Origin of the sequence: Arthrobacter sp. efr-133-TYG-120 (assembly GCF_030209785.1) — a bacterium.
In the GTDB taxonomy this organism is placed as follows: domain Bacteria; phylum Actinomycetota; class Actinomycetes; order Actinomycetales; family Micrococcaceae; genus Arthrobacter.
Window position 1 is genome coordinate 50,282 of the sequence record NZ_JARVRI010000027.1, and the last position, 16,025, is coordinate 66,306.

Below are 16,025 nucleotides of genomic sequence, written 5' to 3' on the forward strand. Positions count from 1 at the left end.
GGGCCATGACTTAGTCAGCAGGGTGGTCTTCCGGCGTTTTCTAAGGCAAAACCGCGTCTGGCTAATCGTTGTCCGGTTCCCCCACCGGCGGTTCCGGCGGCCAATCGACGTCGAGCTCGTAGCCCTCGTGCTTGCGCAGATAGGCGGCGATGAACGGGCAATGCGGGATGATCCGCTTGCCGGAGGCGACGACGTCGTCCAAGGCAAAATGCGCCAGGACCTTCGCCAGCCCGCGGCCCTTGAACTGCGGGCGCGTCTCAGTGTGGAGGAAGTCGATGTGGCCGGGTTTGTCCATAAACTGCGAGATCACGGCTACTTCACCATCGACAAGAAGCTCGTAGCGGTGGAATTTGTCGTTCCTGACCGTTGTCACGTCCGGGCTGAACGACTCTGCGGTTGAATCCGTGAACTCAGTCATGAGTCGAGATTCGCACGTAAACCGGGCTCTGGCAATGGCCCCGCAGGGGCATCGGGAACGGCCGCGGACGGGAGTCCGGCGGGTATCCGTCCCAGGAGCAACACTCCCAGCGCGAAGCACGCCGCTCCCCCACCCAGAAGGGTCAGCGTGAGTCCGTTGAACGCGGCGTCCACCACCGGAATGAAGACCACGACGCCGGCAGTCACCACCGCGACGTGCGTCCTGCCGCGCGCGTGGCTGGCCGCCGTCGGGCGCTCTTCAAGCCTTCCGCACAGCAGCAGGACCGGAACCAAGAGCAGGAGGACGCCCAGCAGCACCAGCGGGCGGGCCCACCACCATTCGGCCGTACCTGCCGCTGGCTTGGGGAAGTCCGTAAGCAGAAGCAGCCCGGACATGGCTGCGAGCAGCGGCAAATGCCACAAGTAGACCGTCATGGACCGCCGGCCCGCCACGGCCACCATCCAACGGATCCAGCGCACGCCGGCCACCCAGGCAAGAGCGGGGCGGAGCAATTGGAGGGTTGCAGCCTGGGACAAACCCAGAAGCAGCATGCAGAAGTTGGGCGGGTTCAGGTCCACGATCATGTTTCCTGAGTAGACCCCGATTCCAGTCACGAACCCCAAGAGCAGGTTGCTGCCCACGATCAACCCCGCGAACCAGCCCCGGCTGCGTCCAGCGAAGATGCCGTCAGCGATGAAGAAGCCGAATTGCTGGACCGCGCACCACACGAAGAGCATGTTGACGAAGGCGAGCATCGGGAATGCCCCGCGCAAGGAGTCCAGGGTGATCACGGCGGCAACGAGCCCGCCGAGGGTCAACCACGGGGAATGTCCGTGCAGCCGGGCCAGCACGGGAACGCTCAGTTGGGTGGCGAGGTAGGCGGCCAGGAACCACAAGGGCATGCCCGCGCCGGTCGCGATGAGCTGGACCACTTCCGGGTCGACGCCAAGCAGGCTCGCGGCCCAGAGCCCCACGAACATCGACGCCAGCAGCGCAGTTGCCGGACGGATGAGGCGCAGGAGCCGCAGTTGCGCGTAGTCGATGCCGGATCCTCCGCGCGCACGCAAGCGACGCCACGATTCCAGTCCCGTGATCCCGCCAAGGACGAAGAACAGCGGCATCACCTGGAACACCCACAGGACAGGTTCAAACCAGTGCTGTTCCATGAGTGTGTTTTCGGTGGTGACGGTGCCGTCCGGGTGCAGGACCGGGCTGACCATCATGCAATGCGAGAGCACAACCAGAACGAGGCAGAAGAACCGGGCGAGATCGATCACGGGATCACGAGGGCGGCCAAATGCGGCCATGCCCGGCGCCATCTTTTGTTGCCTCGAGAATCCCATTGCGCTCCTTTGCGAACTGCTGAGATCATTGTCCGCCCGCTTGACGGCGGGAACCAGAGCGGGCGACGGGGTGAATTCGTGGGTGCGGCCCGCCCTCCCCGACGCTCGCTCACCTATGAACCGAATATCCCCGACGCTCGCTCACCTATGACTGAAAGCCCTGCGGCCCTCGCTCAGATGATCTGAGCGAGGGATCCCGATTTTGGCATCATAAGTGAGCGAGCGTCCCTGCAGGGGAGTTCAGTTGGTTCGGCGGGTTAGCAGCCGTTCCCGTTGCCGCGGATCGCTGGCCGCCGCGCAGGCAGCCAAGGCCAGGCCGAACGCGCCGTCCAAGACCGCCCGGTCCGCGGAGGCCGACGAGCCGTGGGCAGCGAACTCGGCGGTGTGGTGGGCGGCCCCGCCGACGTCGTAGCCGAGCAGCGGATGGATGCTCGGGACCAGTTGCGAGACGTTGCCCATATCTGTGGAAGCTACTGGATCTTCGTTGAACTCAACAGCCCTCCCCCGGGCGGACATTGCTGTCCGGTACGCCTCGGAAAGGTACCGGTCCTGCCTGAGTTCAGCGTAGGCATTGCCCGTGGGGGTGACCTTGAGCGTGCTTCCGCTGGCAAGTGCACCCGCTTCCAGGCAGCGCCGCACGCGTTCCTCGATGACACGCAGATTCTTGATGCTGGGTGAGCGCATTTCGACGCTCGCCCGTGCCCGCTCGGGTATGACGTTGACGGCGCTCCCGCCTTCGGTCACGATCAGCGAAACAACCGAGCCGGGCGGAAGTTGCTGCCGGGCCAAGGCAATCGCCGTCTGTGCGATCACGAGGGCGTCGAGGGCATTGACACCCTCTGACGGAGCGGCGGCGGCGTGCGCAGGCCGCCCTTCGTAAAGCACGTCCCACATTCCCATGGCCAAGGACGAGCCGCCGACGACGTCCTCGGCGCCGGCGTGGGCCATCATCGCCAGGGACACGTCCTCGAAGAAGCCCTCGCCTATGAGATCGACTTTGCCGCCGCTCGTCTCTTCTGCCGGAGTGCCGAGGACCTTGACTGTGATCCCGAGCTCGTCGGCGACGGAAGCGAGCGCGAGTGCGGCCCCCACGGCGCAGGCGGCGTTCACATTGTGTCCGCAGGCATGCCCGATGGTCGGCAAGGCGTCGTATTCGACGCACAGCGCGACCACCAGCTCACCCGTCCCGAACCTCGCGCTGAAAGAAGCCGGGAGCACAGGCTGCGGATCGTCAAAGCTGAAGCCCGCGCTCCGGAGCAGCCGGCTAACCCGCTTGGCGGCCCGGAACTCCTGCCCGCTGAGCTCGGGATCGGCGTGGATCGCGTGGCTCAGGCCGAGGATTTCCGGCTCCCAGCGTTCCAGCGCTGCGGAGATGGAGCGCCCGACGGCGGCCGAAGAGGTCGTGACGGGCGTTGCGGTTTCGAGGGAGGCGGCTTTCAGAGCCGCGGCTTTCATACGGCGACCCCTGCAGTTGTCGCCGCGGCTTTGCGCTTCGGGTAGCGGGCGGCAGCTGCCGCGGCGACCAAGGCCGCGATGGCCAGGGCAATCCAGATCGACAAGAGCCCGCCCTTGCTGATGTGCCCGGACTGGACTGAAGACGAGGAGATGAGCTTCACGACGGCGGCGCCCACCGCGATGCCAACGGACAGCGCCAGTTCGTTGAGGCCGGCCGCCGTCGAAGTTTCCTCCAGCGGAACGCCCTCAACAGACAGTGCCCGGGTTCCTGCCTGGTACATGCCAAGGCTCAAGTTGAACATGGCGAATCCGGTGCAGTAGCCGGCCAGGGAGCCGTGCGCAGCCGCCATGACCAGGAAGCCGCCCGCCAGGAGGAGACCGGCGAACACCAGGGTGGCCCGTTCGCCAAACAGACTGAGCGCCTTTGAGGTCAGAAGCGAGGAGAACAGCGAGAGCACCGATGCGGCAGCCAGGACGATTGCGATGATGAGGGGGCTCAGCGCGAAGCCGTAGCCGGTCTTGTCCGGGTTTGAGTACAGGAAGATCCCGTTGGTGCCGAAGTAGCTGATGGAGGCAAAGCCGAAGAAGAAGGTGGCCAGCGAGACCGTCCGGATCCGCGGGATGGCAAGCATCCGCAGGTCCATGAAGCGCTTCCCGTTGACGCGTCGAGCGTCCAGGACCACCCAATAAGCCAACAGCGCGAACCCGATGATTCCGGATCCCAGGGTCTTGGCATCCAACCAGCCCCAGTCCGGGCCCATCGAAAGCGCCACCACGAAGCCGATGAGTCCCAGGGAACATGCCATGAGCGGCACCAGGGCGAGTCCCTCGCCCGTGGGGGTTCCGGCGTCGGGCAGGACGAAGGAGCAAAGCAGCCCGGCAACCGCGAACGGCACCGCAACCCAGAAACCGAGGGTGGGATCGTCGACGCCGATGATCCCGGCAAGCAGGCCGCCTGCGCCGACCATGATCATGAGCATGCCGATCATCACGCTGACCCCGGTGCGGGTCTGCGCCGGGCTGCTCACGCGCAGGATGCCCATCATCAGAGGGATGAAACCAACCACGCACGTGAGCATGACGACGCCGATCGTCACCGTCCACAGCGACGGCCACATCGCCATCATGACGACGCCGGCCGCGACTACCGCCGTCGACCAGCGCAGGACGAGCCTGTAGCCGTAGCTGTCGCCGAGCCGCGAGATGATCGGCGTGAGCACCGCGAAGCTCACGTTCGAGATGAGGAAAATACCGTTGATGGTGGGGTCGTCGATCGAAAAGGCCGGCCCCAAGGCGGGGAGGATGGGGTTCAGGTATCCCTGGGTGACTCCGCTGAGGGATTCGATCAGGGCCATCGCCACGATCATGCCGGTGATCGTCCGGCGGGCGACGGCCGCAGTCGCCGGAGGTGCTGTCTTGCTTGCCATGTGCTTCCTTGAGTGTTGGGGGGCTTCGTTGCCTGGGTCTTCGGATGCGAGCGGGTGATGCGAGTCACAACGTTAGGTCCGCCGTCTACACTGGCTAGGAATTTGTTTGAAATCATCTGAGAACCGTGAATTTTGAAGGAATCAGCCATGATCTCCGAAACTGACCTTGAAATCGTCAATGCCCTTCAGATCAATCCCCGCGCCGACTGGAGCCGCGTGGGGGATGTCCTGGGCTTGTCCGGGCCAACCGTCGCGCGCCGCTGGAACTCTCTTGCGGAGCAGGGACTGGCATGGATCACCCCGGCCCCGGGTCCGCGCTACCTGAGCGCGGGGTGGTCTGCGTTCATCAGCCTTTCGTCGCTGCCAAGCGAGAACGAAGCCCTGGTCCACAAGCTGTGCGCGGAGCCGGCCTTCGGCACCGTTTCGCTGGTGTCCGGCTCGCACGATCTCTTCATCGACTGCTTCGCCTCAAGCCACGAAGAGCTCATGGAGATCGTCACCGGCTCTTTTGCAGGCCTCCCCGGAGTGACCCACCGGGAGGTCGTTTTCGTCACCAAGCTGTACCGGCAGGCCTCCGACTGGCGCAGCGGCACCCTCGAACCGGCGCGGGCCCGGCTCATGTCGGCGGAACCCCTGCCCGCCCCGGCCGCCTACGCTCCTGACCGGCTCGACGCATCCCTCTTGGAGGAACTAGCACGGGACGGGCGGGCCAGTTGGGCGGAACTGGGCGCCGCCTGCGGCGTCGCTCCGCAAACGGCACGACGGCGGGTGGAGCGGTTCCTCGCGTCCGGCTACATGACGCTGAGGTGCGATACGTCCGCTTCAGCCCAACAAGGACTCAGGGAAGTGAGCCTGATCCTCAACGTGCCCGCCCACCACGTTGACGCCGTCGGGCGCTATTTCGCGGCCCTCCCGAATTGCAGGCTCAGCGCCCAGGTTCTGGGCGCCCAGAATCTGCTCGTGACGCTGTGGGTGCGCGACTACCTCGAAGTCCAAAGCCACGAGCGCGAACTGGCGGAGCGAGCGCCAGGAAGCGCCGTCATCTCCCGGCAAGCCGTGGTCCGCAACTACAAACGCCTCGGGCACGTGTTGGACGAGTCCGGACGCAGCCGCAGCGTGGTCCCCTTGCCTCTGTGGCGCGAAGGCTAGCCGCCCAACCCTCGCTCACGTATGACGGCAAATCCCCCGACGCTCGCTCACGTATGACGGCAAATCCCCCGACGCTCGCTCACATATGACGGGAAGTGCGGCTCCCATCTGGAAACCCAGACGGCAACCCGGACATTTGCCGTACACCGCGACGGCGCGCGGCGTTTAGTAGAGAGTGCTATCAATCCATGACAAAGGAGTCATCGTGGCACGCGCCGATTTCGCGACAGTGCAGTCAGCCCCATTTCCCCTCGCTCCAGCCTCACTTGCCAGCGGCCAAGCGCTTGACCCCGGTTTGGCGGCGAGGCCAAACGCCGACGACGATTCCGGGTCCGGCGGCGAGGTCCCCAGCAGCGCGTGGCGGGTGCGCGCCGACGCTTGGGAGTTCCTTGGCTACGCCGTCAAACAGCTGGCCGCCGCCCGGTCTCTCACGGGCGCCGGCCGGCCGCCGCGGGAACTGCCAAGGGACGTCCGAAGGTTGTTGCCGCTGCTGGAATCCCTCGAAATGTATTGGGCGTCTCCGGGACAGCAATATGTCACGGAATTGCGGCGAATCCTGGAGGCTGGAGAATACCTTGAGGCGCTGAACCTCATCGAACCGGTCGCGCGACGAGTTGCCGGCCACAACCACCACGCCCAGGAACCCGCACAGGACCCCGAACGCGAATCGGAACGGGTTGAAGAACCCGCCGAGTCGCGCAAGCGGTTCGAGGTCCTCGTGATCGATGACATATCCAGCGCCGACCGTGAAACCCTTCAAACAGAACTGCATAGCCAGCGCCGTCCCGCCGACGCCTTCAACTACGAGCTGGTGTTCGTGCCGAGCTTCGAGGACGCCATCGTAGCTGTCCTGCTCAACCCCGACATCCAGGCGTGCGTACTGCGGCCAGGCTTCGTCCCCAACAGCAGGCAGCGCCTGGGCCGGGATGTGCGCGGCTTCCTGGACAGGTTCCTGGAGCAGGCGCTCCCCCAGCGACCTCTGGACCGCATCCTGAGCTTGGCGGAGAAGCTGGGCCAACTCCGGCCCGAGCTTGATCTCTACCTGGTGGCGGGGGTGGGGATCGAAGAACTCGCCGGTTCCTTGACCCGCCAATTCCGCCGGATCTTCCGCCGCCAGGATGGGCTGGAGCTCCATTTGTCCTTGCTGGCCGGCATCGCGGAACGGTATGAGGCGCCGTTCTTCCACGCGGTCCAGCAATACAGCCGCAAACCTGCCGGCGTTTTCCATGCCTTGCCCGTGTCCCGGGGCGGATCGGTCATCCATTCCAAATGGATCAACGATCTGGGTGAGTTCTATGGCCTGAACCTGCTCCTCGCGGAAACCTCGGCCACGTCCGGCGGGCTCGATTCGCTCCTGGATCCGCACGGCTCCCTCAAGCAGGCCCAGAAGCTGGCGGCCCGGGCATTCGGTGCCCAGAAATCGCTCTTTGTCACCAATGGAACGTCGACAGCCAACAAGATCGTGCACCAATCGATCCTGGCTCCCGGCGACGTGGTTCTGGTGGACCGAAACTGCCACAAGTCGCACCACTACGCCCTCATGCTGGCCGGCGCGCAGGTCTCGTATTTGGACGCCTACCCTCTGAACGATTTCTCCTTCTACGGCGCCGTTCCTTTGGAAAGCATCAAGCGGATGCTCCTGGATTACCGCCGGGCAGGCCGGCTCCACGAGGTCAAGATGCTCGCCCTCACCAACTGCACGTTCGACGGCATCGTGTACGACGTCGAACGAGTGATGGAGGAGTGCCTCGCCATCAAGCCGGACCTGGTGTTCCTGTGGGACGAGGCCTGGTTCGCCTTCGCAGGCTTCCACCACATCTACCGCCGCCGTACGGCCATGGCTTCGGCCCGGTCCCTCGAGGCAAAGTTCGCGGATCCAGCGTACGCCCGGCGGCACGCCAAACAGCTTCGCGCGCTGGGCGCGCTGGGCGGGGCTGCGGGCGGCGGTGGCCAAGCGGCCAGCGAGCCCGACGACGGCGGGCCCGGTTCCGGCGTCGGGCACGTCAGCGATGAGCTGCTCCTGAAGACACGACTGCTGCCCGATCCGGCGAAGGCCCGCGTGAGGGTCTACTCAACGCAGTCGACGCACAAGACCCTGACGTCGCTCCGGCAGGGGTCCATGATCCATATCCATGACCAGGACTTCGGCCAGTTGAACGAGGAGAGCTTCCGGGAGGCGTACATGACGCACACCTCCACGTCCCCCAACTACCAGATCCTGGCTTCCTTGGACATGGGACGGCGGCAGGTCGAGTTCGAAGGATACGAACTGGTGCAACGGCAGGCAGATCTCGCGGTCAGCATCGCCCAGGCCGTGGCGAGGCATCCCTTGTTGAAGAAGTACTTCCGCGTCCTCGGCACCAAGGACCTCATACCGCCTCAGTACCGCGAAACGAGCCGGCAAATGCCGCTTCGCGACGGGCTCGCGGCCATGTCGGAAGCCTGGGAGCGCGACGAATTCGTTGTTGATCCGAGCCGTTTGACCCTGCATATCGGCCTCACCGGCGTGGACGGCGATACCTTCAAGCACGACTTCCTGATGGACAAGTACGGGATCCAGGTCAACAAGACGTCGAGGAACAGCGTTCTCTTCATGACCAACATCGGCACCTCGCGGAGTGCCGTTGCCTACCTCGTTGAGGTCCTGGTCAAGCTGGCCGAAACCTTTGAAGATGAGCAATCCGGCCTGAGCGGTCTGGGTCAGCGAGCGCGCCTTGCCCGTGTCGCGGCGCTGACCAGCACACCGCCGCCTTTGCCGGACTTCAGCCGCTTCGCCGAACGATTCCGGGTAGATGCGCAGACGCCGGACGGCAACATGCGGGACGCCTACTTCGAGAGCTACAAAGCCGGATCCTGCGAATACTTCAGTGCGGCCGAACTTATGCGAAGGGTCGCCGCGGGAGAGGAAATGGTGTCTGCCTCCTTCGTCACCCCCTATCCGCCCGGATTCCCTGTCTTGGTTCCCGGGCAAGTGATCACGGAGGAGATCCTGGCTTTCATGTCGGCACTGGACACGCGGGAGATCCACGGATTCAACCCTGAATTGGGGTTCAGGGTGTTGACGGGTGAGCTAGCGTCACGCCAAAAGCCTGCATAAGTGAGCGAGCGTTTGCCTCGTAGGACGCTCGCTCATATCTCACGCCATTTTCGCCAACGCTCGCTCACATCTCACGCCATTTTCGCCAACGTTCGCTCATATCTTTAGCCGAGCGCCACGGCCAGGATGCCGAGCACGACGGCGAGCAGCGGAGTCGTGCCCTGAAGAACCGCGGGGCGGAGGTACTTCTTGCCGCTCAAGGCGAGCACGATTGCCGCCAGCAGCATGGAGCCGCACGAGCTGAAGACGAGGGTCCAGCCCACCTGCGGATGACCAAGAGCGACGAAGACGATCCCGGCGATCGCCCCGATGGCAAGGAAGAGGTTGTAGAAACCCTGGTTGTAGGCGAGGCCCTTGGTGGTTTCCGCCTCGGACTGGGAAGCGACGCTAAAGCGCTTCCACGTGGCCGGACGGGTCCAGGTGATGGACTCCATGCTGAAGATGTAGACGTGCAGCAAGCCGGCAAGGAGGGCAAAAATCAGGGAGGCTACGATCATGTGCTGATCCTAGCCTCCCTGCGTTGCGCGGAGGCGCGGCGGCTTGGCCGCCCCGCGAGCCGCGCCTAGCGACTCAGCATGTCCAGTGTTGCTCCGGCGAACGCCCCTGCCGAGGAACTCCAGTGCCCCAGCAGGCCCTGGAGGTTCTCGCCGTCGGCCCGGTGCGGGGTTGTCTCGGCTTCGAGCGTGGCGAGGATGCCGGTGCGGAGCTCCGTGTTGAAGTTCACCTTGCCCACGCGCATTGACGTGGCCTTGACCAGGTCTGCCGCGGGAATGCCCGACGCGCCGTGGAGCACGAGCGGAAGCTCAGTGCGCGATGCAATGTCCTCCAGCACATCCCAGTGCAGCCTGGGCTCGCCGGTGTAACGGCCATGCGCATTCCCTACGGCAACGGCCAGGAGCTGGGCACCAGTGCGGTATACGAATTCCAGTACCTGGCCCGGGTCGGTCAGGCCCGCCGGATGGTCACTGGCCGGATGAGCGTGAACGTCAGCACCGAAGGCCTTGTCCTCGTCGCCCGCCAGCCCGCCAAGTTCCGCTTCGATGACGATGTCCGAAGCACCGGCGTCTAGCACGACCTCATGTACGGAGCGGACCAAAGCGATGTTTTCCTCGAATGGGAGGGAGGAACCGTCGGCCAGGACGGCGTCGGCACCGGCTGCCACCGAATCACGGATGACCTCGAGGTCCGAGGCGTGGTCCAGCTGCACCGAGACCGGCACGCGGGCGTCGTCGGCCAGGGCGCGCAGCGCCGTGATCAGTCGCAAGCCGCTAGGAGTGCCGGCTGTCTTGGGTGCGACCAGCAGAATGATTCCGCGGCCGGACTCCTCTGCTGCGGCCACCACCGCGAGGGCGGTGGTGAAGTCGTAGCAGGTGAAGGCCGGAACCGCGGCTCCTCGCTCCTGCGCGGAGCCTACAAGCTCGTCAAGGCGTACACGCATCAGTGGGCCAGGCCTCCCACCAGGATCCAGGCGACATAGCTGAGCAGGAAGCCCGCGACGCCCAGGATGGTGGTGAGCACGGTCCAGGTCTTGAGGCCGTCGGACACCGTGAGGCCGTAGTAGCGCACCACCACCCAGAAACCGGCGTCGGTCACGTGGGACAGGCCCAGTCCGCCGAAGCCGATCGCGATCACGATGACGGCGATCTGCGCGGGGGTGTAGCCGCCTTGGGCAACGGCAGCCGAGAGGAGGCCGGTGGTGGTGACGATGGCGACCGTGGCCGATCCCTGTGCGGCACGCAGTGCCAGGGAAATGATGAAGCCGAGGAGGATGATCGGCACGCCCAGGGAGTCCAGCGTCTGGGACAAGGCCGCGCCGATGCCGGAGACCTGCAGGACGCCGCCGAACACGCCGCCGGCAGCAACCACCATGAGGATCGAGGCGATGGGAGGCAGCGCGCCTTCGAAGATTTCGCCGGTTTCCTTGAGTGACCACTGGCGGCGGACCGCCAGAAGGAAGAACGCGAGCGCAACGGCCACCAGCAGGGCGAAGAACGGGTTGCCCACGAAAGACGCGACGGCGTACCAGTAGTCCTTCTTGTTGATCAGGAGGGTACCGGCTGTGCCGAGCAGGATCTGGACGATCGGGGCGGCGATGAGGAACATGATCAGGCCCGGACGCGGCGGAGCGACTGCGCTGGCACCGGGACCGTCGTGGCCGACGCGCACCAAGGAATCGGAGCCGAATTCTTCGATCTGGTCGCGGACGCCCGGGAGCAGTTCGTAGTCCTTGCGGTTCATGATGCTGGCAACCCAGTAGGACAGGAAACCGAGCGGCACGCAGATGATGAGCGAAATCATCGCGATCAGTCCGATGTCGGCACCCATGACGCCTGCCCCGGCAACGATGCCCGGGTGGGGAGGAACGGCGACGTGGATCGAGAGCATAATGCCGGCCATGGGAAGGCCGAACTTGATGGGGTGCAGCTTGGCGATCTTCGCGAAGGCGTAGACGATCGGCACCAGGACGATGATGCCTACTTCGAAGAACACCGGAATGGCAACGAGGAAGCCGACGGCGGTCAGTGCCACGGCGACGCGCTTGGCACCGAGCTTCTCGGTGAAGTGGTTGGCCAGCGATTGCACGCCGCCGGACACCTCGATCATGCGGCCCAACACGGCGCCGAGGGCAATCAGCAATGCGACTTTGCCCATGGTTCCGCCCACGCCGTTGGCCACGACGGTGAATACGTCCGCCAAGGGGATCTGCGCGGCAACGGCCACCAGGATGCTCACGGCCAGCAATGCCACGAAGGCCTGGATCTTGAAGCGGATGATCATGAGCAACAGCAGCGCGACGCCCGCAACTGCAATGGTCAGCAGCAGCGGGGTCCCAAGGGCTACGGACGGTTTGATGGCGGGGGCATCAGCTGCCCGGACCGCCAAGGAATTGATGAGGGGAATCATCAGGGGTGTCTCCTTTGACAGAGCCGGCCTGGACTCGAGGCCGGCGAGAGGGGCGACGACGGCGGAGGGGGGACCGCCGTCGTCGCACGTTTCTTTGGGGTGCTTTGCTAGACAGTGCGCCTCGTGGGCGCGACGACCTTGATGACTGCGGAGTCGTCGGCGGCGGCGAGGCCCTGGGCCTGGCCGAGGAGGTAGAGCTGTTCGGCGGCGGCGGCGACTGGGGCGGCGAGGCCGGCGGCGCGCGTCGCCTTGCCGACGATGCCCATGTCCTTCACGAAGATGTCGAGGCGGCTGAGGATCTCGGCGCCATCTTCGGTGTAGGCCTCGAGGATGCGGGGGCCTCGGTTGGACAGCATGAACGAGCCGGCGGCACCTGCTTCCAGCGCCGCGAGGGTCTTCGCCTGGTCGAGTCCGAGGGCGTCCGCGAGTGCCATGGCCTCGGCGGCAGCGGCGATGTGCACGCCGCACAAAAGCTGATTGACGGTCTTGAGGGCCTGGCCGTCGCCGGGCTTGTCGCCCACGATGCTCAGCGTGGAGGCCAACAGTTCGAGCGCGGGGCGGGCCTTTTCCTGGGCCGCCGGCGTTGCGCCAACCACGATCAGGAGGTCGCCTTCCCCGGCACGCTTGGGGCCGCCGGAGAGCGGCGCGTCCACGAGTTCGACGCCGTATTCGGCCAGGCGGGCCACGGTAGCCGGAATAGCCTCGGTACCGACTGTGCTACCGAGGATCACGACAGCGCCCGGCTTGAGCACGGGAGCGACGCCGTTCTCGCCGAAGAGGACGGCGTCGAGCTGTTCGCCGTTGCGCACGGCAAGGAGGAGGGCGTCGGCGCCTTCCGAGGCTTCGCGCGCCGAGGCGAAGGTGCGGATCCCGGCGTCGGCGGCGAGCTTCAGGCGCGGCTCGGCGATATCGAAGCCGTGGACGGTGAGCTGGGTCGCCAGGCGGGTAGCCATCGGCAGGCCCATGGCGCCCAGGCCGAGGACGGCGACGGTGTAATTGCTGGTCATGGTGTTCTCCATTGAATGCTGGGGTTGCGTTAGGAAGAGGATCGGCTAGAAGGTGTTGCTGAGTTTGCGCGTGACGTGCGCGAGGGATTCGTCGTCGCCCACGTTGCCGGCGAAGACGATGTACGGAATGCCCTTCGCGGGTCCGTCCACCGGCTCCCACAGCGAGACGATGCCGGGCAGCATGGGGCCGCGGACTATCGCGTGGCGGATTTCCAGGCCGTGCGCGGCCACGTCCGAGGACGTGATCCCGCCCTTGGCGATGACGAAGCGCGGCGGGAAGGTCTTGAGCGTCCGGTTCACGATCGCGACGACGGCGGCAGAGACGGTGCGGGCAATCTTCAGGCTCGCCGCGGCGTCGTCCGTCTTGATGAGCAGGCGGCTCGTGTGGACGATGACGTCTCCATTGCGGAGGGCAATGACGACGGCGGCGACCGTCTCGTCCAAGTAGGCCTCCGCGCCGCTAGCGAGCAGTTTCTCGACGTCGATCTCGATGATCCGGGCGGCGCCGTGCTGGGCCGTCAGGGCATTGAGCTGGCGCGTGGTGACGCCGACGTGCGAACCAACAACGATGAGGCCACCGGCTGTGGAGGGAGTGTTGCCTTCGTAGGCTTCCTCGCCGCTGAGCGCCTCACGGATTTCCTGGCCGATGCGGCCGCGGACGAAGGGCGGACCCACACGGTAGAGCAGCTTCTTGCCGCGGCGTTCGGCTTCTTCAAGCCCGAGGGCCAGTGCCCGGAAGTCATTCTCGGTGACGATGTCCGCGACGATCGGCGTGGAGTTCGTGGCGGGTTCGATCGCGTCTGCAATGGCCTTGGCGGAAATGGCAGGGTCCTGGGCTGAGGCCCCGGCACGGATGAGGTTCAGGTCCAGGACGATCACATCGCTTGCCTGGAACCGGCCCTGCGACTTCTCCTCCACATACCTGGCCATCTCCGAGTTGGCGAAGCCGAAGCTCGCATCCTTGGCGAACTCGGTCTCGGCAACCGGGGTGAGCTTGCCGGCGTCGTGCCCGGTGCCACGCGTGTAGTGCACGCCGCCAACGGTGACCCGCCCGGCGTCGGGAAACGCCGGGACGATCACGACGCCGTCGGTCGCCTCGCCGGTCACGTCCGCGACAGTGGCGGCAATGACGTCCGGTTCCAGCGGGTAGTGGCCACGGAGGGTGGAGTCGGAGCGGCTGACGAATCCCAAGCGCAGCTGGGAGCCGGCGGCGGCGAGCGCGTTCCGCACGATTTCCTCGTTGCGGGCAGCGGCCTCAACCGGGTCCAGGCTGCGCGTGTTGGTCAGCACGTAGACCGCGGGCTGAGACCGGCTTTCCGCGATGTGGGCGAACGCCCACGTGAAATCGGCGACCTCCCAGCGGGTGAGGACGGGCAGGTTGGCGACCGACTGGGTGCCGGTGGGGTCGTCGTCGAGGACTACCAGGATGCGGGGCGAGGTTGCGGAAGACGCTGCTACGGCGTCGGCAACCAGCTGAGCGGGGATCTGGACTTCAGCCGGGAAGGCAGCCAGGACATCGGCTTCAAGGGTCACTGTGCACTCCATCGTGGTTTTGAAGGTAAATGTAAGATGTCAGACATCTAATATTTGAATGCTAGTGTGACACACCCGCTTTCGGCTGTGCAAGTGTCAGTCGTCACTATGCTTGGCGCATGCTTCAAGAGCCTCCCGCCGTCGCGGCATTACACGCGGACATGCGCCTCCCGGCGGCCGCCGTTAAGGCGGACTTTCCGTCCCAACCTCCCGTTCTGTTGCTGCACGGCTGGGCGTCGACGTCCGCCTATTGGGAGCCACTCGCCACCGAGTTGCTCGACGCCGGACGAACCGTCTGGATCGTCGATTTGCCTGGGTATCACCGCGGGGACATGTTGCCTCCGGGCTTCCAGTGGACTCTGGAATCAGCTGCCGATTCCGTCGCTGCCGTTGCTGCCAGGAACGCGGCACCGGTCCACATTGCGGGCCATTCGATGGGCGGAAGCGTGGCGCTGGCACTGGCCGCGCGGCACCCGGGGCTCGTGGCCAGCGTGGCCCTGATCGGCATGGTTCCGGCCCCGCCGAACGAAGGCTTCAAATCGATGCTCGAATCCCAGCTACGGCAAGGCTTCATTGACGACGCGACGCGCGCCAAGTGCATGAAGGCCTGGTTCGGGGCGTTGTCGCCGGAGGACAATCGCTTGCTGAGCCGAGGATTTGAGCTGCCTTTCGAGGTCCTTGGCCCCAGCGGCCTCGCGGCGATGGCCGGAGTGGCTGCCGATGTCCCCGAAAAGGTGACCGCACCGACGCTGGTGATTGCCGGCGTCGGGGACCGATTACGTTCGCTGGACCAAGCGGAAGCCTTCGTGGCAGCCAGCCCGCTGCGCAGGCTCGTGGCAATACCCGACGCCGGGCACAGCGTCCATTGGGAGCAGCCGCATGCTTGCGCCGTGGCGCTCGGCGCGTTTTGGAACGAAAGCCGGCAACCGCCGGCGTAAGATGTCAGACATCTAGGAACGGAGCACCATGGCACGCAAGTCGCTGGTCGGCGTCGTCGCTGACGAGCTGCTGGACCGCATCGTCGCGGGCGAATTTCCGCCGGGCACAGTGGTTCCCGGCGAACTCGAACTGAGCGCCAAGCATGAAGTCAGCCGCATGACGGTCCGCGAGGCCATGAAGACCCTCGAGGCCCAGAGAATCCTGAGCGTGGAGCGCGGCCGGGGGACTTTCGTCAACCCACTGAACCGCTGGGCTTCCCTCGAAGCTGTGCTGCGTGCGGCTTCGGAAGGAAAGAACGACGCCGCAGCGGCCGTCCAGCTCATCGAGCTGCGCCGCATGCTCGAGACCGGCGCCTGCGAACTGGCCGCCTCACGGGTCTCCCCCGAAGAAATCGACCAGCTGCAGGTTCACGTGTCCGCCATGCAGAAGGCCCACGATTCCAACGATGTGAGCGCGTTCGTCGAGGCGGACTTAGGCTTCCACGATGTCATCCTCCACGCCTCCGGCAACGTCTTCGTCGCTGTGCTCTTCGAACCCCTGCACCGCGTCTTGGAAACCCGGCGCACCCAGACCTCGCAAATCCCCGATATCCAGCGGCACGCGATCGGACATCACCGGGCCATCCTCAAAGCCCTCGAAGCCGGCGACGCCCCCCGGGCCCGCGAGGCCATGGACGCGCACATGCAGCAGACCCTCGACGATCTCAGGACATACGTCCTGGAGGCCTAGGCAGGCCCGGCTCCTTGGGACGCC

General features: G+C 65.4%; 13 protein-coding genes. 4 read left to right on the forward strand and 9 right to left on the reverse strand.

The genetic code is table 11. The features are described from left to right. Positions 1 to 61: 61 nt before the first annotated feature. From QRN51_RS15830 to QRN51_RS15845, 4 genes are all read right to left on the reverse strand, one after another. Complete coding sequence (locus QRN51_RS15830) at positions 62 to 418, reverse strand: GNAT family N-acetyltransferase (protein WP_284990800.1); 357 nt, start codon at positions 416 to 418, stop codon at positions 62 to 64. Next, positions 415 to 1,761 (reverse strand): acyltransferase family protein, encoded by a 1,347-nt coding sequence (locus QRN51_RS15835; RefSeq protein WP_284990802.1) that lies wholly within the window; start codon positions 1,759 to 1,761, stop codon positions 415 to 417. Before QRN51_RS15835 ends, QRN51_RS15830 begins: the two co-directional genes overlap by 4 nt. 240 nt (positions 1,762 to 2,001) lie before the next feature. Beyond that, positions 2,002 to 3,216, reverse strand: coding sequence for an amidohydrolase (locus tag QRN51_RS15840; RefSeq protein ID WP_284990803.1), 1,215 nt, complete (start codon positions 3,214 to 3,216; stop codon positions 2,002 to 2,004). Further along, entirely contained in the window at positions 3,213 to 4,643 is a 1,431-nt protein-coding gene (locus tag QRN51_RS15845) for an MFS transporter (RefSeq protein WP_284990805.1), read from the reverse strand. Before QRN51_RS15845 ends, QRN51_RS15840 begins: the two co-directional genes overlap by 4 nt. Positions 4,644 to 4,790: 147 nt before the next feature. On the opposite strand from QRN51_RS15845, the gene QRN51_RS15850 reads away from it, so the two are divergent. Beyond that, positions 4,791 to 5,792 (forward strand): Lrp/AsnC family transcriptional regulator, encoded by a 1,002-nt coding sequence (locus QRN51_RS15850; RefSeq protein ID WP_284990806.1) that lies wholly within the window; start codon positions 4,791 to 4,793, stop codon positions 5,790 to 5,792. Between the two features lie 205 nt (positions 5,793 to 5,997). Then, positions 5,998 to 8,889 carry an aminotransferase class I/II-fold pyridoxal phosphate-dependent enzyme gene (locus QRN51_RS15855; protein WP_502870872.1) on the forward strand — a complete coding sequence of 964 codons (2,892 nt, stop codon included), beginning with the start codon at positions 5,998 to 6,000 and terminating at the stop codon, positions 8,887 to 8,889. A 104-nt stretch (positions 8,890 to 8,993) separates the two neighbouring features. On the opposite strand, the gene QRN51_RS15860 is transcribed toward QRN51_RS15855, so the two are convergent. From QRN51_RS15860 to QRN51_RS15880, 5 genes are all read right to left on the reverse strand, one after another. Then, on the reverse strand, positions 8,994 to 9,386 hold the full coding sequence (locus tag QRN51_RS15860; protein ID WP_284990807.1) for a DUF1304 domain-containing protein: 393 nt from the start codon (positions 9,384 to 9,386) through the stop codon (positions 8,994 to 8,996). Positions 9,387 to 9,451: 65 nt separating this feature from the next. Beyond that, on the reverse strand, positions 9,452 to 10,327 hold the full coding sequence (locus QRN51_RS15865) for a class II fructose-bisphosphate aldolase (protein WP_284990808.1): 876 nt from the start codon (positions 10,325 to 10,327) through the stop codon (positions 9,452 to 9,454). Further along, positions 10,327 to 11,793, reverse strand: coding sequence for a GntP family transporter (locus QRN51_RS15870; protein ID WP_284990809.1), 1,467 nt, complete (start codon positions 11,791 to 11,793; stop codon positions 10,327 to 10,329). Before QRN51_RS15870 ends, QRN51_RS15865 begins: the two co-directional genes overlap by 1 nt. 107 nt (positions 11,794 to 11,900) lie before the next feature. Continuing rightward, positions 11,901 to 12,800 (reverse strand): NAD(P)-dependent oxidoreductase, encoded by a 900-nt coding sequence (locus tag QRN51_RS15875; RefSeq protein ID WP_284990810.1) that lies wholly within the window; start codon positions 12,798 to 12,800, stop codon positions 11,901 to 11,903. A 45-nt stretch (positions 12,801 to 12,845) separates the two neighbouring features. Next, positions 12,846 to 14,333, reverse strand: a complete 1,488-nt coding sequence (locus tag QRN51_RS15880) for a four-carbon acid sugar kinase family protein (protein ID WP_284990811.1) — start codon at positions 14,331 to 14,333, stop codon at positions 12,846 to 12,848. A gap of 119 nt (positions 14,334 to 14,452) precedes the next feature. Between QRN51_RS15880 and QRN51_RS15885 the strand changes: the two genes are divergently transcribed. Continuing rightward, entirely contained in the window at positions 14,453 to 15,271 is an 819-nt protein-coding gene (locus QRN51_RS15885; RefSeq protein ID WP_284990812.1) for an alpha/beta fold hydrolase, read from the forward strand. Between the two features lie 28 nt (positions 15,272 to 15,299). Continuing rightward, positions 15,300 to 16,001 (forward strand): FadR/GntR family transcriptional regulator, encoded by a 702-nt coding sequence (locus QRN51_RS15890; RefSeq protein WP_059388380.1) that lies wholly within the window; start codon positions 15,300 to 15,302, stop codon positions 15,999 to 16,001. The last annotated feature ends 24 nt before the right edge of the window (positions 16,002 to 16,025 follow it).

What these genes read in the sequence shown, in the direction of transcription:
- QRN51_RS15830 (WP_284990800.1), bottom strand. Translation starts at nt 418, where the DNA reads ATGACTGAGTTCACGGATTCAACCGCAGAGTCGTTCAGCCCGGACGTG.
- QRN51_RS15835 (WP_284990802.1), bottom strand. Translation starts at nt 1,761, where the DNA reads ATGGGATTCTCGAGGCAACAAAAGATGGCGCCGGGCATGGCCGCATTT.
- QRN51_RS15840 (WP_284990803.1), bottom strand. Translation starts at nt 3,216, where the DNA reads ATGAAAGCCGCGGCTCTGAAAGCCGCCTCCCTCGAAACCGCAACGCCC.
- QRN51_RS15845 (WP_284990805.1), bottom strand. Translation starts at nt 4,643, where the DNA reads ATGGCAAGCAAGACAGCACCTCCGGCGACTGCGGCCGTCGCCCGCCGG.
- QRN51_RS15850 (WP_284990806.1), top strand. Translation starts at nt 4,791, where the DNA reads ATGATCTCCGAAACTGACCTTGAAATCGTCAATGCCCTTCAGATCAAT.
- QRN51_RS15860 (WP_284990807.1), bottom strand. Translation starts at nt 9,386, where the DNA reads ATGATCGTAGCCTCCCTGATTTTTGCCCTCCTTGCCGGCTTGCTGCAC.
- QRN51_RS15865 (WP_284990808.1), bottom strand. Translation starts at nt 10,327, where the DNA reads ATGCGTGTACGCCTTGACGAGCTTGTAGGCTCCGCGCAGGAGCGAGGA.
- QRN51_RS15870 (WP_284990809.1), bottom strand. Translation starts at nt 11,793, where the DNA reads ATGATTCCCCTCATCAATTCCTTGGCGGTCCGGGCAGCTGATGCCCCC.
- QRN51_RS15875 (WP_284990810.1), bottom strand. Translation starts at nt 12,800, where the DNA reads ATGACCAGCAATTACACCGTCGCCGTCCTCGGCCTGGGCGCCATGGGC.
- QRN51_RS15885 (WP_284990812.1), top strand. Translation starts at nt 14,453, where the DNA reads ATGCTTCAAGAGCCTCCCGCCGTCGCGGCATTACACGCGGACATGCGC.
- QRN51_RS15890 (WP_059388380.1), top strand. Translation starts at nt 15,300, where the DNA reads ATGGCACGCAAGTCGCTGGTCGGCGTCGTCGCTGACGAGCTGCTGGAC.